Origin of the sequence: Lichenihabitans sp. PAMC28606 (assembly GCF_020616535.1) — a bacterium.
GTDB lineage: Bacteria > Pseudomonadota > Alphaproteobacteria > Rhizobiales > Beijerinckiaceae > Lichenihabitans > Lichenihabitans psoromatis.
This window is the reverse complement of record NZ_CP085136.1, coordinates 3,984,059-4,002,744: the sequence shown is the minus strand read 5'-3', so window position 1 is coordinate 4,002,744 and position 18,686 is coordinate 3,984,059. Positions and strand designations below refer to the sequence as shown.

Annotated in this window: 16 protein-coding genes; 11 read left to right on the top strand and 5 right to left on the bottom strand. The window is 63.2% G+C overall.

Annotated elements, in window-relative coordinates; all coding sequences use genetic code 11:
* Positions 1 to 61: 61 nt before the first annotated feature.
* Both LGH83_RS18860 and LGH83_RS18855 read right to left on the bottom strand, forming a co-directional pair.
* Positions 62 to 1,309, bottom strand: a complete 1,248-nt coding sequence (locus LGH83_RS18860; protein ID WP_227399951.1) for an MFS transporter — start codon at positions 1,307 to 1,309, stop codon at positions 62 to 64.
* Between the two features lie 31 nt (positions 1,310 to 1,340).
* Positions 1,341 to 1,517: a hypothetical protein gene (locus LGH83_RS18855; RefSeq protein ID WP_227399950.1), complete on the bottom strand. Its 177-nt coding sequence runs from the start codon at positions 1,515 to 1,517 to the stop codon at positions 1,341 to 1,343.
* A 195-nt stretch (positions 1,518 to 1,712) separates the two neighbouring features.
* On the opposite strand from LGH83_RS18855, the gene LGH83_RS18850 reads away from it, so the two are divergent.
* The 6 genes from LGH83_RS18850 (at position 1,713) to LGH83_RS18825 (ending at position 8,662) form a co-directional block, all read left to right on the top strand.
* Entirely contained in the window at positions 1,713 to 2,996 is a 1,284-nt protein-coding gene (locus tag LGH83_RS18850) for an NAD(P)/FAD-dependent oxidoreductase (RefSeq protein WP_227399949.1), read from the top strand.
* 93 nt (positions 2,997 to 3,089) lie between these two features.
* Positions 3,090 to 4,301, top strand: coding sequence for an acyl-CoA dehydrogenase (locus LGH83_RS18845; protein ID WP_227399948.1), 1,212 nt, complete (start codon positions 3,090 to 3,092; stop codon positions 4,299 to 4,301).
* A gap of 83 nt (positions 4,302 to 4,384) precedes the next feature.
* Complete coding sequence (gene panS / locus LGH83_RS18840) at positions 4,385 to 5,326, top strand: ketopantoate/pantoate/pantothenate transporter PanS (protein ID WP_227399947.1); 942 nt, start codon at positions 4,385 to 4,387, stop codon at positions 5,324 to 5,326.
* 117 nt (positions 5,327 to 5,443) lie between these two features.
* Complete coding sequence (locus LGH83_RS18835) at positions 5,444 to 6,451, top strand: LLM class flavin-dependent oxidoreductase (RefSeq protein ID WP_227399946.1); 1,008 nt, start codon at positions 5,444 to 5,446, stop codon at positions 6,449 to 6,451.
* Positions 6,452 to 6,540: 89 nt separating this feature from the next.
* Positions 6,541 to 8,280 carry an FAD-dependent oxidoreductase gene (locus tag LGH83_RS18830; RefSeq protein WP_227399945.1) on the top strand — a complete coding sequence of 580 codons (1,740 nt, stop codon included), beginning with the start codon at positions 6,541 to 6,543 and terminating at the stop codon, positions 8,278 to 8,280.
* A gap of 55 nt (positions 8,281 to 8,335) precedes the next feature.
* A complete protein-coding gene (locus LGH83_RS18825; RefSeq protein ID WP_227399944.1) occupies positions 8,336 to 8,662 on the top strand; it encodes a hypothetical protein in 327 nt (108 codons plus the stop codon).
* A gap of 13 nt (positions 8,663 to 8,675) precedes the next feature.
* On the opposite strand, the gene LGH83_RS18820 is transcribed toward LGH83_RS18825, so the two are convergent.
* Positions 8,676 to 9,821 (bottom strand): glycosyltransferase, encoded by a 1,146-nt coding sequence (locus LGH83_RS18820; RefSeq protein ID WP_227399943.1) that lies wholly within the window; start codon positions 9,819 to 9,821, stop codon positions 8,676 to 8,678.
* Positions 9,822 to 10,137: 316 nt separating this feature from the next.
* Here LGH83_RS18820 and LGH83_RS18815 point away from each other — a divergent pair, with 316 nt between their 5' ends.
* The 5 genes from LGH83_RS18815 (at position 10,138) to LGH83_RS18795 (ending at position 15,677) form a co-directional block, all read left to right on the top strand.
* Entirely contained in the window at positions 10,138 to 10,815 is a 678-nt protein-coding gene (locus tag LGH83_RS18815) for a sugar transferase (RefSeq protein ID WP_413771164.1), read from the top strand.
* A gap of 62 nt (positions 10,816 to 10,877) precedes the next feature.
* On the top strand, positions 10,878 to 11,720 hold the full coding sequence (locus tag LGH83_RS18810) for a hypothetical protein (protein WP_227399941.1): 843 nt from the start codon (positions 10,878 to 10,880) through the stop codon (positions 11,718 to 11,720).
* A 2-nt stretch (positions 11,721 to 11,722) separates the two neighbouring features.
* Complete coding sequence (locus LGH83_RS18805; protein WP_227399940.1) at positions 11,723 to 12,844, top strand: glycosyltransferase family 4 protein; 1,122 nt, start codon at positions 11,723 to 11,725, stop codon at positions 12,842 to 12,844.
* Positions 12,845 to 12,981: 137 nt separating this feature from the next.
* Positions 12,982 to 13,944, top strand: coding sequence for a glycosyltransferase family 2 protein (locus tag LGH83_RS18800; protein WP_227399939.1), 963 nt, complete (start codon positions 12,982 to 12,984; stop codon positions 13,942 to 13,944).
* Positions 13,941 to 15,677, top strand: coding sequence for a Wzz/FepE/Etk N-terminal domain-containing protein (locus tag LGH83_RS18795; RefSeq protein ID WP_227399938.1), 1,737 nt, complete (start codon positions 13,941 to 13,943; stop codon positions 15,675 to 15,677). Before LGH83_RS18800 ends, LGH83_RS18795 begins: the two co-directional genes overlap by 4 nt.
* Here LGH83_RS18795 and LGH83_RS18790 read toward each other — a convergent pair.
* Together LGH83_RS18790 and LGH83_RS18785 are read right to left on the bottom strand one after the other, a co-directional pair.
* Entirely contained in the window at positions 15,661 to 17,124 is a 1,464-nt protein-coding gene (locus tag LGH83_RS18790; RefSeq protein ID WP_227399937.1) for a GH1 family beta-glucosidase, read from the bottom strand. The two genes, LGH83_RS18795 and LGH83_RS18790, sit on opposite strands and share 17 nt — an antisense overlap.
* A 144-nt stretch (positions 17,125 to 17,268) precedes the next feature.
* Positions 17,269 to 18,654, bottom strand: coding sequence for a polysaccharide biosynthesis/export family protein (locus tag LGH83_RS18785; RefSeq protein WP_227399936.1), 1,386 nt, complete (start codon positions 18,652 to 18,654; stop codon positions 17,269 to 17,271).
* Positions 18,655 to 18,686: the final 32 nt, after the last annotated feature.

Sequence of the window (18,686 nt, the reverse complement as noted above, 5' to 3'; positions counted from 1 at the left end):
TGGGCCTCGCATCTAGCACGCGCACCAGATGAGGCCAAGCAGAGCGGGCCACCGTGCCACATCACGGCACTGAGCTGCGATCGCCGTCGAGACGCTGCACGGTGCGCAGGGAGGGAAACAGCCGCGACCAGAGCACCGCCACCATGATGGTGCCGAGACCGCCGACCACGACGGCCGGGACGGTGCCCAACAGCGCCGCCGTCATCCCGGACTCGAACTCGCCGAGCTGGTTGGACGTGCCGATGAACATCGAATTGACGGCGCTCACCCGGCCGCGCATCGCATCGGGCGTCTCCAATTGGACGAGCGTTCCCCGGATCACGACGCTGACCACGTCCGAAGCACCGAGCAGGACGAGCGCCGCCAGCGACAGCGGAAACGAGGTCGACAAACCGAACACGATAGTGGCGAGGCCGAACACTACGACGGCCGCGAACATGGTCAAACCCACATGTCGACGAAGCGGATGGCGCGCGAGGAGGATCGAGGTCGTCAGAGCGCCGACCGCCGGCGCGCCCCTTAACAGGCCAAGCCCGATGGGCGACGTATGCAGGATATCGCGCGCATAGACCGGCAATAGCGCCGTGGCGCCGCCCAGCAGCACGGCGAAGAGGTCGAGCGAAATGGCGCCCAGCACGATCGGATGATCGCGGATGTAAACGAAACCGGACAGGAGCGATTCGATTGTGACGGGTTCCCGGCGGGGCGAGACTCGCGCCATGGCGATGCCACCGACCAGAACACTCGACACGAAGAACAAGACCGCCACGGTCCCATAGGCGGAGGCCGGACCGAGCACGTAGAGAAAGCCGCCGAGCGCCGGGCCGATGATGGTCGCGGTTTGCGTCGCGGAGGCGGAGAGCGCCAAGGCGGAGGGCAGCAGCGCCACTGGGACGACGCCGGGCAGAAGAGCCGAGACCGTCGGGCTCTCGAACGTCCGGCATGCCCCAAGCACCGCGACGGCCGCGAAAATCACATGAACGCTGAGCCAGCCTTCGTAGCTGCCGACGGCAAGCAGGGCCGTCGCACAGCCTTCGACCGTCTGGCAGATCCGGACCACGACCCGTCTGTCATAGCGATCGGCGACATGGCCGGCCGGGATCGTCAGCAGCAGCATTGGCAGAAATTGCATCAGGCCCACAAGCCCGAGCTCTACTGTGCTGCCGGTGAGACTGTAGACCTGCCAGCCGACCACGACCGCGGTCATCTGAAACGCGACCGTCGAACTCACCCGCGCGGACCAATACCGCACGAACGACGCGCGGCGCAGCAGGGCGGGCGCTTCGATCTCGAGATCTGGAACCGTCACGTGCGATCCCTCACCGAACCGGAGCGCAGCGCTATCGCCCCCGTCGCTTGGTCTTGCCCTTCGCCGTGCTTGTGCCGAACTCGCCGAAGCCGAGATCACCTTCGGGCGCGCCATCACCGGCAGGTTCGCGCGGCGTCGCGGGAGCCGCGACCGGCTTCTTGGCGCTTTTGGCGTCCGGTGCGGACTTATCTTCGAACTTGATCGCCATTCGGTCTCATTCCAATTCACCCTGGAGCGACGAGCTGTCGGTTCGATCGGTCATGCCATCGACGCGGCTCACGCGATCTGCATGATCTCTGCTGTAAGGTGGTTCGACAGAAGATCAAACGGAAACCAAGACCTCGATGTGGACTTTCCTCACTTCTCCAATCAAGCGACAACCTCGCCGTGACCGGATGCCGGCATGATCTCGTCGCCCTATGCGAGCCGGGCCGCCCCGACGCTGACGATCATCGGAGCTGGGCCGGCCGGCCTGATGGCGGCCGAGGTCGCTGCCGAGGCCGGTGCCACCGTGACGGTCTACGATCGCATGCCGTCGGTCGGCCGCAAGTTCCTGCTTGCCGGCCGTGGCGGCCTGAACCTCACGCATAGCGAGCCACTCGAGGCCTTCGTCCCGCGTTACGGCTCGGCCGCAGCCGTCTTGCGCCCTGCCCTCGATGCCTTCGGGCCGGATGCGCTTCGGGCCTGGAGCGCGGCGCTCGGCCAAGCCACCTTCATCGGGTCGAGCGGTCGGGTGTTTCCCGCGAGCTTCAAGACATCCCCGCTTCTCCGCGCCTGGTTGCGGCGTCTCGATCAACGCGGCGTGACGTTCAAGCCGCGTCACCGCTGGACCGGTTGGACCACGGATGGCGGCCTGCTGTTCGAGGGGCCGGACGGCGCCGCTGTGGTCGCTCATGCCGACGCGACCCTTCTGGCGCTCGGCGGCGCGACGTGGCCGCAACTCGGCTCGGATGGCGCATGGGTCGAGCCGTTGCGACAGGCTGGCGTCGATGTCGCGCCGTTGCGGCCGGCAAATTGCGGCATGACGGTCGATTGGTCGGTGATGTTTCGCGAACGGTTCGAGGGGCATCCACTCAAGAACGTCGCTTTGACCGGCGCGGGCCAGACAGTGCGGGGAGACGCCATGGTGACGAGGGCGGGGCTGGAAGGCGGCGCGGTTTATGCGCTGTCGGCTCCCCTCCGGGATGCTATCCAGGCGCAGGGCGGCACGACCCTGCTGGTGGCGCTGCGGCCGGACATCGACACCCCGACGCTGGCGCGCCGCCTCGGGGATCGCCCCTCGAAGCAATCCTTTTCGACCTATCTCCGCAAATCCCTGAAGCTCTCGCCAGCGGCGATCGGCCTGGTGCAGGAAGCCCATCACGTTGCTGCGGCGACGGGCCACACTGAGCCTTTGGCCGACATGAGTCCCGAACGGCTGGCGGCCTTGGTCAAGGCCGTGCCGGTGCGCTTGACCGGGACGGCTCCGATGGCGCGCGCCATCTCCAGCGCGGGCGGCATCCGCTTCGATGCAATCGGCCCCGATTACATGCTGAGGATGCATCCGGGCGTCTTCGCGGCTGGCGAAATGCTGGACTGGGAGGCCCCGACCGGGGGCTACCTGCTCCAGGCAAATTTCGCGACTGGCGCGGCTGCGGCCCGTGGAGCTCTCGCCTGGCTCGCGGCCGGTGGTTCCCGCGCTCCGTAACGCGTGCAGGCCGACGGCTCTTTCTGCAGCCGCGGTTTCGGATTAAATGGAAAGCAATGCCTCCCGTCAGTTCACCCCTCGCGAGACCCGTTAATGACCGAGATGCCCGCCGCTCTGCATCGCTCCGCCGCGCAATTCCAGTGGGATGATCCGTTCCGCCTCGCCGAGCAATTGAGCGAGGACGAACGGATGATCGGCGACACGGCACGGGCTTTTGCTCAGGAAAAGCTGCAGCCGCGCATCGTCGACGCTTACGCTCATGAAAAAACCGATCGGGGGATTTTCGAGGAGATGGGCTCGCTCGGCCTGCTCGGCGTGACGCTGCCGGAGCAATATGGCGGGGCGGCCGCATCCTATGTGGCCTATGGGCTGGTGGCGCGCGAGGTCGAACGGGTCGATTCGGGCTACCGATCGATGATGAGCGTGCAATCCTCGTTGGTGATGTACCCGATCCATGCCTATGGCGACGAGGCGCAGCGCCAGCGCTACCTGCCGAAGCTTGCCAGCGGCGAATGGGTGGGATGTTTCGGCTTGACCGAGCCGGAGGCAGGCTCCGACCCGTCCGGCATGCGGACACGCGCCGAGAAGATCGACGGCGGCTATCGCATCACCGGTGCCAAAACCTGGATCTCCAACGCGCCGATCGCTGATGTCTTCGTGGTCTGGGCAAAGTCGGACGCCCACGAGGGCGCGATCCGCGGCTTCATCCTCGACAAGGGCACCAAAGGTCTGTCGGCGCCGAAGATCGAGGGGAAGCTGTCGCTCCGGGCCTCGATCACGGGCGAGATCGTGATGGACGGGGTCGAAGTCCCCGAGACCAGCCTGCTGCCGAACGTGGCGGGCCTCAAGGGCCCGTTCGGCTGCCTCAATCGCGCCCGCTATGGCATCGCCTGGGGCGTGATGGGAGCGGCCGAGGATTGCTGGCACCGTGCGCGCAGCTATACGCTTGACCGCAAACAATTCGGTCGGCCGCTGGCCGCCACCCAACTCGTGCAGAAGAAACTCGCCGACATGCAGACCGAGATCGCGCTTGGCTTGCAGGCGGCTTTGCGCGTCGGCCAATTGTTCGACGCCGGCCAGATGGCGCCCGAAATGATCAGCCTGATCAAGCGCAACAATTGCGGGAAGGCGCTCGATATCGCCCGAATGGCGCGGGACATGCACGGCGGCAACGGCATCGTCGGCGAATACCACGTCATTCGCCATGCCCAGAACCTTGAAACCGTGAACACCTACGAGGGAACGCATGATGTCCATGCGCTGATTCTCGGACGGGCGCAGACCGGCATTCAAGCCTTCGGCTGACACGTTTCGGGCTGCGCCGTCCCCTCCCCGCGCGCGGGTTTCGGGTCGCGCGGCCTTTTCTCACCACAGTTCGGACATATGCCTTGGCGCTCGTAATCCGCTTGTTTCCGCTTTGGACCGTCCTCGTGGCGGTGGCGGCCTATTTGTCGCCAACCACGTTCCGCCCCGTGTCGCCCTATGTGGCGCTGCTGCTCGGTCTCATCATGTTCGCCATGGGCGTGTCGCTGAGGATCGCTGATTTCAAACGCGTCTTCGTGCAGCCAGGCCCGGTGATCGCGGGTCTCGGCCTGCATTATCTCATCATGCCGCTCGCAGCCTATCTGATCGCCCATGCGCTCGCTATGCCGCCAGATATAACGACCGGTATGATCCTGGTCGGCAGCGTGGCGAGCGGCACGGCCTCGACCGTCATGGTGTATTTATCGGGCGGCGACGTGGCGCTCTCCGTGACCATCAGTGCCTTCTCGACGCTCGTCGGCATCGTGGCAACGCCGCTGCTGACCCGCCTTTATGTTTCGGCCGATATCGCGGTCGATACGGTGGGGCTTCTCGGCAGCATCGTCGAGATCGTGGCTCTGCCGGTTGCGCTCGGGCTTGTGGTTAATCACCTCGCATCGAGGCTTGTGCGCCGGGTCGAGCCCCTGCTGCCGCTCGTGTCCATCGCGGCGATCCTGCTGATCATCGGCGCGGTCGTCGGCGGCGCTCAGCCCAGTATCGCGGCGGTCGGCCCCGTCGTGATGGTCGGCGTCATCCTGCACAATGGCGTCGGGCTGCTTGGCGGCTACTGGGGCGGGCGTCTGCTCGGGTTCAACGAGAGCGTCTGCCGGACGTTGGCGCTCGAAGTCGGCATGCAGAATTCGGGTCTGGCTGCAACGCTCGGCATCAAATATTTCTCGCCTCTCGCGGCGTTGCCGGGCGCCATTTTTTCGGTGTGGCACAATCTGTCTGGCTCGTTGTTGGCGGGTGTTTGGGCCGGTCGACCGCCTTTCGAGCCGGACGCGACGCCGATCGAACGCATCGCCTGACCGGCCATGGCGTGACCCAACGCGGCGTTTCCAACCCATACGCTCTTGTGTCGAAGGCTTCCGATGCCGATGTCTGGGGTCACACGCGCGTCGATCGCGCCTCCTTCGGAGTTCACGATGCCTGCATTTTCCGTGCTCGACCTGGCGCCCGTCCCGCAAGGGTGCACGCCAGGGGACGCGCTGCGTCGCACGCTCGACCTGGCCCAACATGCGGAAGGTTGGGGCTATAACCGTTACTGGGTGGCCGAACACCACAACATGGTCGGCATCGCCAGCGCCGCGACCGCCGTCGTCGTCGGGTATATCGCAGGTGGCACACGCACGATCCGGGTCGGATCGGGCGGCATCATGCTGCCGAACCACGCGCCACTCGTGATCGCCGAACAATTCGGCACGCTCGCCTCGCTGTATCCCGGTCGCATCGACCTCGGTCTCGGGCGCGCACCCGGCACAGACCAACGCACCCTGCGGGCGTTGCGTCGTGACCCTTCGGTCGCCGATAATTTTCCGCAGGACGTGCTGGAGCTGCAAGCCCTGTTCGGCCCCCTTCAGCCCGGGCAGACAATCCAGGCCGTTCCGGGGACGGACCTCAACGTTCCGCTCTGGATCTTGGGCTCGAGCCTGTTTGGCGCACAACTGGCCGGCATGTTGGGCCTCCCCTACGCGTTTGCGTCACATTTCGCGCCGGATGCCTTGATCCAGGCGCTCGCCATGTACCGGGCCAAGTTCCAGCCGTCCGATCAACTCGAGCGCCCCCATGCCATGGTCGGCGTCAATGTCGTCGTGGCCGAGACCGACGCCGAGGCGCGCCGCCTCTTCACGTCCATGCAGCAAGCTTTTACCAACATGTTCCGCGGCACGCGCGGGCTCCTGCAACCGCCGATCGACGACATCGACAGCTATTGGAACCCGGCCGAAAAGGCACAAGCTTCCAATATGCTCGGCTGTTCGTTCGTCGGTTCACCCGAGACGGTGCGACGCGGGCTCGACCGTCTGATCGAAAATACTGGTGCGGATGAATTGCTGGTCGCCTCCGCGATCTTCGATCATGGCGCCCGTCTTCGCTCTTATGAGCTGCTCGGCGAAATGCAGGCATCGTTCAATCGGCAGATGGCTTACGCCTGACGCGCCTCGCGGCGCCGAGGTGGTTTGACAAGCCGGGCAGGATCGCAATCTATCGACGCGGTCTTACCGGATCAGATCGGACCATTGATATGGCGCAAGAGACGGTCCTCCCCAACGCGACCGGTGCATCGCCCTTGATGCCCCGCTACGACCAGATCTTTCCGACGCTGACCCCGGGGGAGATCGATCGGCTCCGGCCTTACGGCACGATCCGCCACTACGAGGATCGTGACACCCTGTTCGAAACCGGCGAAGCGAGTTGCGGCCTCTTTGTGATTCTCGCGGGGCATGTCGCCATCACGCAACGCGATGGCCTCGGCCATGTCGTCCCGATCGTCGAGGAAGGCCCAGGGCAGTTTCTCGCCGAAGTCGGTCAATTATCGGGCCGACCCGCCCTCGTCGATGGGCGCGCACTCGGTGCCGTCGATGTCTTGCTGATCCCGCCCGATCATCTCCGCCGGCTTCTCATCGGCGAGGCCGATCTCGGCGAGCGGATCACGCGTGCCCTCATTTTACGACGGGTCAATCTCATCCAGAGCGGAGCGGGCGGGCCGGTTCTGGTCGGCCCCGCGACATCGAACAGTATCCTTCGCCTGCAGAATTTTCTCACCCGCAACGGCCTGCCTCATCACGTCCTCGACCCGTCGGCAGACCCGGAAGCCGGCGATGTCGTAGCCCGTTATGCTCCCGCAGCGGAGGATCTTCCGCTCGCCATCTTTGCGGACGGGACGGTCATTCGGCAGGCCACGGAGGAGGCGATTGCGGCCAAGCTTGGCATGATCGCCTCTGGCGCACGAGATCGGATCTACGATGTCGCGATCGTCGGTGCCGGGCCGGCCGGCTTAGCAACGGCCGTCTACGCGGCCTCGGAGGGCCTCTCGGTTCTGGTCTTCGACGAGCGCGCCTATGGCGGACAGGCCGGGGCCAGCGCCCGCATCGAAAACTATCTCGGCTTTCCGACCGGCATCGCCGGTCAGGCCTTGACCGGACGCGCTTATGTTCAAGCCCAGAAGTTCGGGGCCGAGATGATGATCCCGTGCCCGGTCAAGTCGCTCGATTGCACAAACGCCAGTTCGACCTTCGCGCTCGTGATCGACGACGGCGCGCCGGTCTGCGCCCGGTCGGTGGTGGTGGCCACTGGCGCGCGCTATCGTCGACCGGATATCCCTCCCCTCGCGACGTTCGAGGGGCGTGGTGTCTGGTATTGGGCCTCCCCGATCGAAGCGCAGCTCTGCGCCGGGCAGGATGTCATTCTCGTGGGAGGTGGCAATTCGGCCGGTCAGGCGGCCGTGTTCCTGTCCGGCCACGTCAAGTCGGTCAAGATGATGATCCGTGGCGACGACCTCGCCGACAGCATGTCGCGTTATCTGATCGACCGAATCGCGGCGGCGTCCAACATCCAATTGATGCGCCGAACCGAGATCATCGGGCTCTCCGGACAGCCCGAGGCCTGGCTTGAGCGGGTGCGGTGGCGCGAGGGGCGGGACGGCGCCGAAACCGAGGCGGATATCCGCAACGTTTTCCTTTTTATTGGCGCCGATCCCGCGACCGGCTGGCTCGCGGGATGCGATGTCACGATCGACAAAGCCGGGTTCATCCTGACCGGCGAGACCCCGGCCAAGACGGGCGCTTCTCCATTACAATCCAGCATGCCGGGCGTGTTTGCGGTCGGCGACGTCCGCTCCGGATCGGTGAAACGGGTCGGAGGCGCTATCGGCGAGGGCGCGCAGGTGGTCGCGGCAATCCATCGCTATCTCGCCGATCACCCGATGACACCCATGGCGCAGGAAAGCGCTCTGGCGATGCGTGAGAGCAGGCCAGAACCTTAACGTTTGTAGAACAATGTGCTGCAATGTCTGATTGTGGCCAGACTCGGAGAGTGCAATGGCGGCGGTATGCGTCCTCGCGGTGCTGATCGGCAGTGCTTTGGCGGTCTGGATGCCGGCGATCCAATTCGCACTCGGGCTTCTTCTCGCCACGTTGCTCGGTGGCGTCGTAGCCGTCACCCAGAATTTTCCGATCGCCACGGTGTTGTTCTGGGCCGCTCTTCTCTTCGTATGCTGTCAGGTCGGCTATGGCTTAGGACTTGGCGTCCTGGCACTGACGCATGTCAAACGTGGTCGCACGGCGGACGACACGCCGTCCAGTGAGACGGAGATGTGGCCGACCACGCTGGTGCGCGAGGTGAAAAAGGGCCGACGTCGCCCGTGAACTCCACGTGTCGTCACGCGACCGGCAAATACTCCTCCGACGCAATCGCGACATCCCATTCGGGCCCACTCTGCAGCGCCAAACTGGACGCGATGAACCGCCGCATGTGATCGTCGAACCGTACCGTGCTGAACCGCCCCGCCTTCGTCGCGATGTCGAGCGGATCAAGATCGAGCGTCTCGCATCGATCACAGGCAGCCAGAATGTCGTCGCTCGTCTGCCGCATGAAGAACGTCCCGGTCTCGCCCTCGATCACCGTCTCGGTCGCACCCCCGCGACCATAGGCGATGACGGGACGCCCGCTGGCCATACACTCGACCGGCACGATGCCGAAATCCTCCTCGCCCGGAAAAATCAGGGCGCGGCAGCGGGCGTAAAGATGGCGAAGCCGCTCAAAGGGCTGCGGCCCGAGGACTATGACGTTCGAGGCCGCCATCGCTTTAATCCGGGCCAGCATCTCGCCACCGCCGACGATCACGAGCGTCTTCCCCGAGCGGTTGAAGGCTTCGACAGCGAGATCCGGCCGTTTATAGGCCACGAGCTCGCCAACCATCAGATAATAATCCTCGACCTCGTCGCGTCGCACAGGCGCGAACGCTTGCACGTCGACCGGCGGATAGATGACGGTGGCGTCGCGGCGGTAATAGGTCTGCAGCCGTTGCGCGACGGTACGTGAGTTTGCCGCAAACCGATGGACGCGGGTCGCTGAAATGGCATCCCAGGTGCGAAGATAATGCGAGATGGGTGGCATCAGCAGTTTTGTGAGCGTACCGCTACGATCTCGGTAATCGTGGAACATGTTCCAGATGTAGCGCATCGGAGAGTGGCAGTAACAAACGTGCAACGCGCCCGCCGGAGGGATGACGCCTTTACTCGGACCTGACTCACTACTGATGATCAGGTCATAGCCACGCAGATCGAGCTGTTCAAGCGCCATCGGCATCAGCGGCAGGTAGGATTTGTAGCTTTTGGCGGCGCGCGGCAACTTTGAGATGAACGAGGTCTCGACCCGATGCGCGTTGATCGTGTCGGAGATCGCGGACGGCACATAGACATGCGTGAAAATATCGGCCTGCGGATAAAGTCGGCAGAGCGCCTCGATGACTTTCTCGCCACCACGCATGCCGACGAGCCAATAGTGGATGATTGCGACTCGCATATCAGGTCTCGCTGGCCGAATCGGTGACGTCATTCAACGTTGATCCTGGCCTCGCACTCCTATGCCCAATTGGCCGACCTTCCGCAATCTTAAGTTGTTTTCTTAAATTTGGGCGGCTCTCCCTTGCATGGATGGAAATGAAAGCGCGCCCGAGAAATGAGGCAGAGTCCCGCTCTATCCCATTGTCTTATTTATCGTAAATCTTAATTTGTTGCAGTGCAAAAACTGATTGAATTCGAATCAAATGCCAATTAAGAGTTTTTTAACGCAATCTAGGGTTGAGGCAATCGTCGTGATTGACAGTAGTAGCACGACCATCACGGCCTCGACTGCATCCGGCCGCGCAACGTCCTCCGTGGACTATGCATGTGAGGCGCGTTCCACTTCGAAAGGCCTGAAGCGTGGGCTCGATGTGAGTGTCGTGATCTTTGCTCTCATTGTTTTTCTTCCGCTTATACTGACGATCGTGGCGTTGCTGGTCTTAACCCAAGGTCGCCCGATCCTCTTTCGGCATCATCGGGTCGGCCGCGGCGGAAAAGTGTTCCCGTGTTTTAAGTTCCGCACGATGGCGGTCCAAGGAGACGACATTCTCCGCCGGCATCTAGCCACCAATGCAGAGGCGCGTTCCGAATGGGACGAGACACGGAAATTGAAGAACGACCCGCGAATTACGCCACTTGGCCATATCTTGCGAAAGTCGAGCATCGACGAGTTGCCGCAGTTCATGAACATTTTGCGCGGCGAGATGAGTCTTGTCGGTCCCCGACCTATCGTCGATGACGAGGTCAAGTATTACGGGCCGCACATTCAGCATTATTACCGTGTTCGTCCGGGATTGACAGGCGCTTGGCAGATCGCCGGTCGCAACGACGTGTCGTATTCGACGCGCGTTCAGCTCGACTCGGATTATGTTGCCAATTGGAGCTTCGGGCGCGATTTGTCCATCTTGGTCAAAACCGTCCCGGCCGTGCTTCGCTCGAAGGGCAGCTACTAGCCTGCTTCGACGAGCGTGTTGCGCGCCATGATTGCAAACGAGCCAGGAAGGCGGCGAGGCCGATGACGAGAACGTCCTTCAGAGCTTCGAGGCTCTGGGGCGACGGGATTACGGACGACCGCTGGTCCGAGATCGCCGCCGTCGAGACCTGGGCTTCCTGCGGCCCGGACGAATATATCCGCTTGTTCCCGCGGCTAGTGCCGAAAGATGGTCGGCTCCCGTCCTCCCTCTCGGCCTATCTCGCAACGGGCGTGCTGGCACGAGCTTGGGGCTTGGGACCCGAGAGACTCAGGCTCCGGCCGCAGGCTTTACGGTCGGTCGGCGCCGAGGACATCAAGCGCAAGGGCGCGCGCTGCCACGCTGAATGGTTCGCGAGCGACCCTTTGGCGACCCGATGGATCAAACGCCTGATTGGGTTGCGGTCGGAAGCAGGCGATGATGCGTTCGAGCAAGCGGCCTTGTCGCTCCTCGACGAGGTGGTGGACGAGACGTTGTCCGAGCGCCTGCGCCCCTTCGATGGCACGACCGCAACCATGTTGGCGTTTCATGCAGGCGTTCATCCTGCCTATCTATGGCCGGCCGCTACGCTGTCTCACGCGCGGGAAACGAGTGCCGGCTGGCTCGGGCATGTCGCGCGTGGTCGTCCGGCCCTGATGCCGCATGACGTAGCAGAATATTTTATCGACGTGATCGACCCCCGTCAGGGGAGCGACGGCGCCGGTCGAGATCCGGTGATGGGACAGTTGGTGCGTCGTAGCGTGGCGCCCAGCACCCTTCTCACGGCCGCGAGAATCGTCGTGAGCGGCAGCAGCGCCGTCGTGCATCGACGGTTACCACCGCTCTGGCTGCGCCGCGCTCCGAGGTCGCCGTCCTTCTACGTCGCCGAAGGCAGTGCCGGGCCATGAGAATGGCGCCAGCACGCCTTGCGCCAGAGGGTCTCTCGCCATGCGGAAGCCGACAGCCGACCAAGGATTGCGGCTTCGCGATCAACGGCCGCTTCTATACGCAAGCGACGACCGGCGTGCAGCGTTACGCCCGTGAGATCACGCGAGCGATCGATCGGCTCCTCGGTGAACAGAACCGGACCGGCACGGTCGTTCTCCCCGTCGACGATGTCCCGCTGCCGACGCTCGAAGCCTTGACGGTCCGGCGGCTCGGTCCGCTCGGAAGTCACGTGTGGGAGCAAGCAATTCTGCCGCTTCGAACCCGCGAGCCTCTTTTAAATCTGTGCAACACCGCTCCGGTGCTTAGGCGCGACCAGGTCGTCTGCATCCACGATGCCAATGTCTTCATCCAGCCCGAAAGCTACGGCGCGGCCTTCCGCTACCTTTACCGAGGATTGCAACCCGCGCTCGCAAGACGCGCCATGCGGATCGCCTCGGTGTCGCGAACGGCGGCTCAGCAACTCGCCCAGCATCTGCCGATCAAGGCCTCAGCCATTGCGGTGCTGCCGAACGGCCACGAACATGCGCTGCGGTGGCGGTCCGCCGCCTCGACTCTGTTCCGGGATGATCCGATATCGCGACCGTTCGTGCTTTTGCTCGGCAGTCGCGCCAAACACAAAAATGCCGATCTCATTCTCGGTATCGCCGACGCTCTCGGCGCGCGCGGGCTCGATCTGGTGGTTGCAGGGGGGCAGGCCGGCATCTTTGCGGCCCAGGCCGAGAGCCATGCCGCCAATATCCGGTGGCTGGGTGTCGTGTCGGACGATGATCTCGCGCTGCTGTTCTCGACCGCACTTTGCCTTGTCTTCCCCTCGTTCACGGAAGGATTCGGACTGCCGATCGTCGAAGCCATGGCGCTCGGTTGCCCGGTCGTCTCGTCTGATCGCGCCAGCATGCCGGAAATCTGCGGCTCGGCGGCTCTGTTGGCCTCTCCCACCGATGCATCGGCTTGGCTGGCGCATATCACGCGACTTCGCGATTCGCTCGATCTCCGGCAGGACCTCGTCGGACGAGGTCACCAGCAGGTGAGGTTGTATTCTTGGGCGGCTTCGGCGCGCGGCTACCTCGACATGTTCGATGTTTGACAAAAACCAGCAGCGACCAAGGCGACCCTCTCGCCCAGCTCTGCAATCTCACATTGTTATTTCTACTTCAAGTTGTATTGCTGCAGCGTGCGATCCTGACAAGCTCGGCCCGGCTGAGGATGATCGATGAGGCCTTCATGAACGGGGTTACGGTTTTGGTCCCGCAAGCCGGTCCAGTCGCCGCACACGAGACAACATTGCATCCGATCGGCGGCCACGGCCCCGCCGGCTCGCTCAACATCTGCGTCGTCTTTGCGACGAGAGGTCGTCCCGACATTCTGAGTGCCGTGGTGGCCTCGCTCGACCATCAAACTCATCGGCCGGCCTCGATCATCCTCTCCTGCACGTCGCGCGACGATGCCGGCGTCGCGGCAGAACGATCCGACGTCACTCTTATGATCGGGCCGGCCGGCTGTTGCGCCCAGCGCAACACGGCGCTTCGTCATCTGCCGATCGATACCCACATCGTGGTCTTCTTCGACGACGATTTCGTGCCGCATCCGAATTGGTTGAACGCCGTGGCGGCGACCTTTGCGGCGCGGCCGGATGTCAGTGCCATCACGGGACGCCTGATCGCCGACGGCATCAAGGGTCCCGGTCTCTCTTTCGACGACGCTTGCGAGATGATCGAAGCCTTCGGTGACAAAGACTTTGATGCGATCGAAGAGCACTATAGCCCCTACGGATGCAACATGGCGTTCCGTGTTGAGGCGCTCGACGGGCTGACGTTCGACGAACGTCTGGTCTTGTATGGCTGGCTCGAAGATCGAGACTTCGGCGCCGCACTCGCGAGACGCGGTGGGCGCTCGATCAAACTCGGCGCTGCCCTCGGCGTACATCTCGGGATCAAGACAAGCAGAATGCCGGGCAATCGGCTGGGCTATTCACAGATCGTCAATCCGATTTACCTCTTCCGCAAGGGCCATATGTCCGTGCGGTCCGTCGCCGACCATCTTGGACGCAACATGCTCAGCAACCTTTTCGGCTCGTTTGCGCCGGAGCCTTACGTCGACCGCCGCGGTCGCTTGCGCGGCAATCTCGTCGGGATCGGCGATCTGGTGCGGGGACGCGTCGCGCCCGAACGAGCCGCCCAGCTTTGAACCAGCATAACACCCTCACCCGGCCATCCTGGCCAAGCCCGCATCCCATCACGGACGGCGCGGATGATCATGCATCGGCTCGACCGGCAGAGGATGCGTCTCTGGTCAGCGTCCGTGACATGCTCGCCGTGCTGCACGCAAACCGACGGATGCTGGCCCTCTGGGTGCTGCTGTGTCTCGCCCTCGCAGGCGCCTACCTGTATTCGACCCCACCTGAATATCTGGCTTCGACGCAAATCATCCTCGAACCCCGCCGACAATTTGCCGGAGCTCAGGATGCCGGACCGGGCTCATACCCCCCGACGCTCGATAGTGCCCAGGCCGAAAGCCAGATCCAGGTCGTCAAGTCGGAGCGGATCTTGCGCTTCGTTTTCACGACGCTCGATCTCGCTCATACTTCCGAATTCTCGACCCATGGTCGCGGCGTGAGGGATTGGTTGAGGGAGGGGTTATCAGGCCTCATCCCGTCGACATCGCGTGAGGCAGCGCCGGCGCTTGCGCCGCTGTCTGAAGAGGCGCGCGCCTTCCAGGCTTTTTCGGATCGGGTCAGCGTGCGCCGAATCGGGCAATCCTATGTGCTCGAAATCTCCTATCGATCGTTGGAGCGGCAGCAAGCCGCTAAACTCGCCAATTCGATCACGGCTGCCTATATCCGCGACCAAATCGAGCTTAAGGCCAGCGCCGCCCAGCGCGGCAGCGAATATTTGCAGGGTCGGATCGCCGACGTTCAAGCCGAGCAGGCTGCGGCGGCCGAAGCGGTGCGCCTTGGGACTGTGCCTGACATGCGGCTGCCGGATTCGGATGCGCGTGTCATCAGCGCCGCCTTGGAACCGCTCGGAAAAGCCTATCCACAAACTATGCTGGTGCTAAGTTTTGCGGCGGTGGCTGGGCTGCTCATCGGCCTATCGATCGCGGCGATCCGCTACGCGCTCGACCGGACGCTGCACTCGCCTCAGGATGTCTGGCGATCGGCCGGCATGGCCTGCCTTGGCCTGATCCCCCGCCGATCGGGTGGCTCGCGCCGCCGTCTGCAACGGCCCATCATCGCCCTCGATGAAATTCTAGTCCATCCGGACTCGAACGTTTCGGCCGCCCTTCGGGTGAGCCGAACTGCGATCCTGGCCGCCAACCCGACAACGCGTCACCATGCGATCGGCTTCGTCGCATGGTCCCATCGCGAGGGCACGTCCACGATCGCCAGTAACTTCGCGCATCTCGTGGCGGCCGCCGGGGATCGCGTGACCTTGATCGATGGTCATCTCCATCAGCCAGGCCTCAGTCAGACGCTAGCGCCTGATGCCGAAAGCGGTTTGAACGAGCTTCTGTCCTGCGATTCGACACAAACCGAATTGCGACCTGTGCCGCTATCGGAAGCGCTGTCATTCGTTCCGGCGGTGAGGAGCGGAACGACGAGCGACCCGAACATCTATCTCGGCTCACCCGAGATGCAGATCATCCTCGTGGCGATGAGGCAGGAACGGAGCGTCATCATCGATCTGCCGCCTCTCTCCGTGTCATCTGATGCTCAAGCCATCGGGCCTCATCTCGATGGTCTCGTCCTCGTGATCGAGGCCCATCGCACCACGAGCGACGAGGTCGCGATGGCCGTGACCGCTTTACGGTCGACCAAGACGAGAATTCTCGGCATCATTTTGAACAAGACCACAGCGGGACAGACGGACCGGCGTGCTGCCGGGCGCAACGGCTGGGATCGATTCAGACGACACGATTAGAGGCTGCGACGATGGCGAACCAATCGCCGGACGCTTTGACGACGCGGCGCTGTCCGTTGACAAAATCGACATAGACCAAGCCAAACCGCTGAGAATAGCCTTCCGCCCATTCGAAATTATCCATCAAGCTCCAGCAATGGTAGGCCCGCACCGGCACTCCGTCGCCAATCGCCCGAGCGAGTTCTTGTAGGTGCGCCCGGAGGAAGGCGACGCGCTGAGGGTCATCGATATGCCCATCCGGCCCGGGCTCGGCGTTATAGGCTGCGCCATTCTCGGTGATTTCGATCGGTCGATGCCCGGTGACGCCCCTCATCGTGGCGAGGATATCGTAGAAGCCTGGCGGATCGATCGCCCAGCCACCGTCCGTCTTATGGTCTGTGCCGGTAGCCCAATCGGCGCGAAGATTCAGGCCGGGCATGCCGTTGCCTTCCGGCGCGTCGTGGACCGTGTAAAGCGTGTAGTAATTAAGGCCGACAAAATCGAGGTCGGCCCGCATGATCGTCTCGTCGCCGGGGCGAAACCCGAGAAGCTCCGCTTGTTGCTCGGGTGGCAGTACGCCATCCGGGTATCGTCCCTCCAGCGCCGGAAGCACGAACCAGAGATTGAGGAACTTGTGCCAGCGTTCCGCTGCGGCGCGATCTGCAGCGGTGTCGGTCGCCGGCACCATCGGCGCGACATCCACGGCCGTGCCGACCTGCGCGTTCGGACGCACCGCCTTCATGGCTCGAAAGCCTTTTCCCTGTGCCAGATTGGCCGTGTGGGTCGCGCGCAGACAGGCAAGCGGGTCTTTCCGGCCCGGTGCATGGGCACCGTACCAATAGCCAACATGCGTGAAGGTCTTCGGCTCGTTCAGCAAGCACCAGTGGTCGATACGATCCCCAAGCGCCCGACCCACAATCTCGACATAATCGGCGAAGCGATCCGCCGTATCGCGGTTCGGCCAGCCACCCTCTTGCTCCAAGGCCTGAGGAAGATCCCAATGATAAAGCGTCACGAGAGGACGTATGCCAGCCTCGAGAACCGCATCGGTCAGCCGCCGATAAAAGTCGAGGCCGGCCTGATTCGGAGCACCGCGACCCGTTGGTTGGATCCGTGGCCAAGCGATCGAATAGCGGAACGTCTTCAAGTTGAGGCGTTTCATCAGGTCGATGTCGTCGGCATAGCGACGATAGCTGTCGCAGGCGACATCGCCGGTGTCGCCATTGCGAATAGTGCCGGGCGTATGGGTGAAGCGATCCCAGATCGACTCACCCTTCTGATCCACGTTCCAGGATCCCTCGACCTGGTAGGCCGCGGTCGCGGCACCCCAAAGAAAGCCGTCCGGAAAAGAGACGGGCTTAGGGGCCGTCACGGTTTCGGCCAAAGCCCGATTGCCGCTTGCAACGCCGAGCCCCAACGTGCTCCCGGCCGCAGCAAGACCGGTCGAAACGAATTGCCGGCGATCCATGCAAAACTCCGTATCGACGCGCGATCCAGGCGCAAGCCTCGACCGACCTGCCCATCATGCGACGCGCGCTTCTCTCCTTCAATCCCGAAGCGATCGAGGCGTTCCGCTACATGAGGCTTGCGGACTGGCGTCGGTCCGTCCTTTTTAAAAGCCCGAGAGCCTCGAGGCGGCTTGGCCAACCACGGTCGTCGGGCTGCGGTCCGACATGGCGCGCTGAGACGCTCCGGTGCCGCGCCTGGGAACGTCAACCCGCACGATATCGCCCGGCTGCACCAGATCGCCTTCTTGCGCCGCGATCGTCTCGGACACGCCGTTGCTGCGCCGAACGAGCCAGTAGAGGGGGGCCCGGTCGTTTCCGTTGGCCGCCATCGCGAGCGGCGCGCGCACCTCGGATTGATAGATCAGGCTCTGCGCCGTATCGATCCGCTCGTTCGCCTCGATGAGCTTGGCATGAACGTCGGCCGCCTCCCTCAGCGCCTCACGACGCCGTTCATTATGCAGTTCGAGGATGTCGCGACCGGTCTTCGAGATATCCTGCTGGGTCCGTAAGGTCGCGAGCTGAACGTCGAGGCGGCTACTTTCGAATTGTGCGGAGCTTTGCTCGACTGCCAACTGACGCGGCAGCACCGCAAGCCCCTTGGCGACCAGACCACTGACCTGATCGAGCTCCTTCTTGGTCACATCGAGCTGGCGCAACAGTGACGCATCCTTCGCCGCAAGCGACTCCACTTCATGGCTTAAAAGCAGCTTCGTTTGATTGAGCGCATCGGTCTGCGATCGCAGCGAGTCGCGGCGCGCCTCGAAAATCAATTGCTCCTCGCGCATCATTCGCGCGAGGTCCGTATCTGCGGCGCGGGTCGTGAGATCGGCCGGGAAAACGATGCTGTCGGTGTCCTTCACCTCGGCGTCGAGGCGCGCTTGACGGGCCAGCAGTCCGAACCGCTCCATGGCACGGGTCCGTAGGTCACCACGATTGACCAGGGAGTCGCGTTCGAGGCCGAGCAGGTTGTCGTCCGGTGCGCGTAACATGCCCCCCGCCGTGCTGACGGCCTGTAAAACCGTCAACTCGGGCCTGTAGTCGTAATCACCCGGCTTTTGCACGGCACCGATGATGTAAAAGGGTCGATATTTGATGACCTGAACCGAGGCATCCGGTCGCTGGGCCAGCCCGATTTTGGCCTGCAGTCTCTCACCGATGATGCTTGCCAGCGCCGAGGTCGTGCCATTGGACGCCGGGAGCTCGCCGAGCAAAGGAAGCGATATGGCGCCGGACGCACCAACCGTGAACTCACCGTTCAGTGCCGTCCATTGATAAGCCTCGCCGGCCCCGGTCCGCCAATCATAGACTTTGATCTGCAGCTTATCTTGCGGCCCCAGACGATAGTCCGCCGTTTCCGCACTCGCCGGCATGGCCGTCAACATGGCGATCCAGAACAGCATGAGCACGACTGGACGGGGCACGATCATCGACGCAAGCCTTAAACGAATATCAATTATAAGTTGAATATGCTGCAGGGCAACATTGGTCAATCGCGTGTCTTGCCTCAGCTACGGAACATCAC

Excerpts from the sequence above, each read along its gene's own strand:
- LGH83_RS18820 (WP_227399943.1), bottom strand. The coding sequence starts at position 9,821 with ATGCGAGTCGCAATCATCCACTATTGGCTCGTCGGCATGCGTGGTGGC.
- LGH83_RS18845 (WP_227399948.1), top strand. The coding sequence starts at position 3,090 with ATGACCGAGATGCCCGCCGCTCTGCATCGCTCCGCCGCGCAATTCCAG.
- LGH83_RS18830 (WP_227399945.1), top strand. The coding sequence starts at position 6,541 with ATGGCGCAAGAGACGGTCCTCCCCAACGCGACCGGTGCATCGCCCTTG.
- LGH83_RS18835 (WP_227399946.1), top strand. The coding sequence starts at position 5,444 with ATGCCTGCATTTTCCGTGCTCGACCTGGCGCCCGTCCCGCAAGGGTGC.
- LGH83_RS18850 (WP_227399949.1), top strand. The coding sequence starts at position 1,713 with ATGATCTCGTCGCCCTATGCGAGCCGGGCCGCCCCGACGCTGACGATC.
- LGH83_RS18810 (WP_227399941.1), top strand. The coding sequence starts at position 10,878 with ATGACGAGAACGTCCTTCAGAGCTTCGAGGCTCTGGGGCGACGGGATT.
- LGH83_RS18805 (WP_227399940.1), top strand. The coding sequence starts at position 11,723 with ATGGCGCCAGCACGCCTTGCGCCAGAGGGTCTCTCGCCATGCGGAAGC.
- LGH83_RS18825 (WP_227399944.1), top strand. The coding sequence starts at position 8,336 with ATGGCGGCGGTATGCGTCCTCGCGGTGCTGATCGGCAGTGCTTTGGCG.
- LGH83_RS18790 (WP_227399937.1), bottom strand. The coding sequence starts at position 17,124 with ATGGATCGCCGGCAATTCGTTTCGACCGGTCTTGCTGCGGCCGGGAGC.
- LGH83_RS18800 (WP_227399939.1), top strand. The coding sequence starts at position 12,982 with ATGAACGGGGTTACGGTTTTGGTCCCGCAAGCCGGTCCAGTCGCCGCA.
- LGH83_RS18855 (WP_227399950.1), bottom strand. The coding sequence starts at position 1,517 with ATGGCGATCAAGTTCGAAGATAAGTCCGCACCGGACGCCAAAAGCGCC.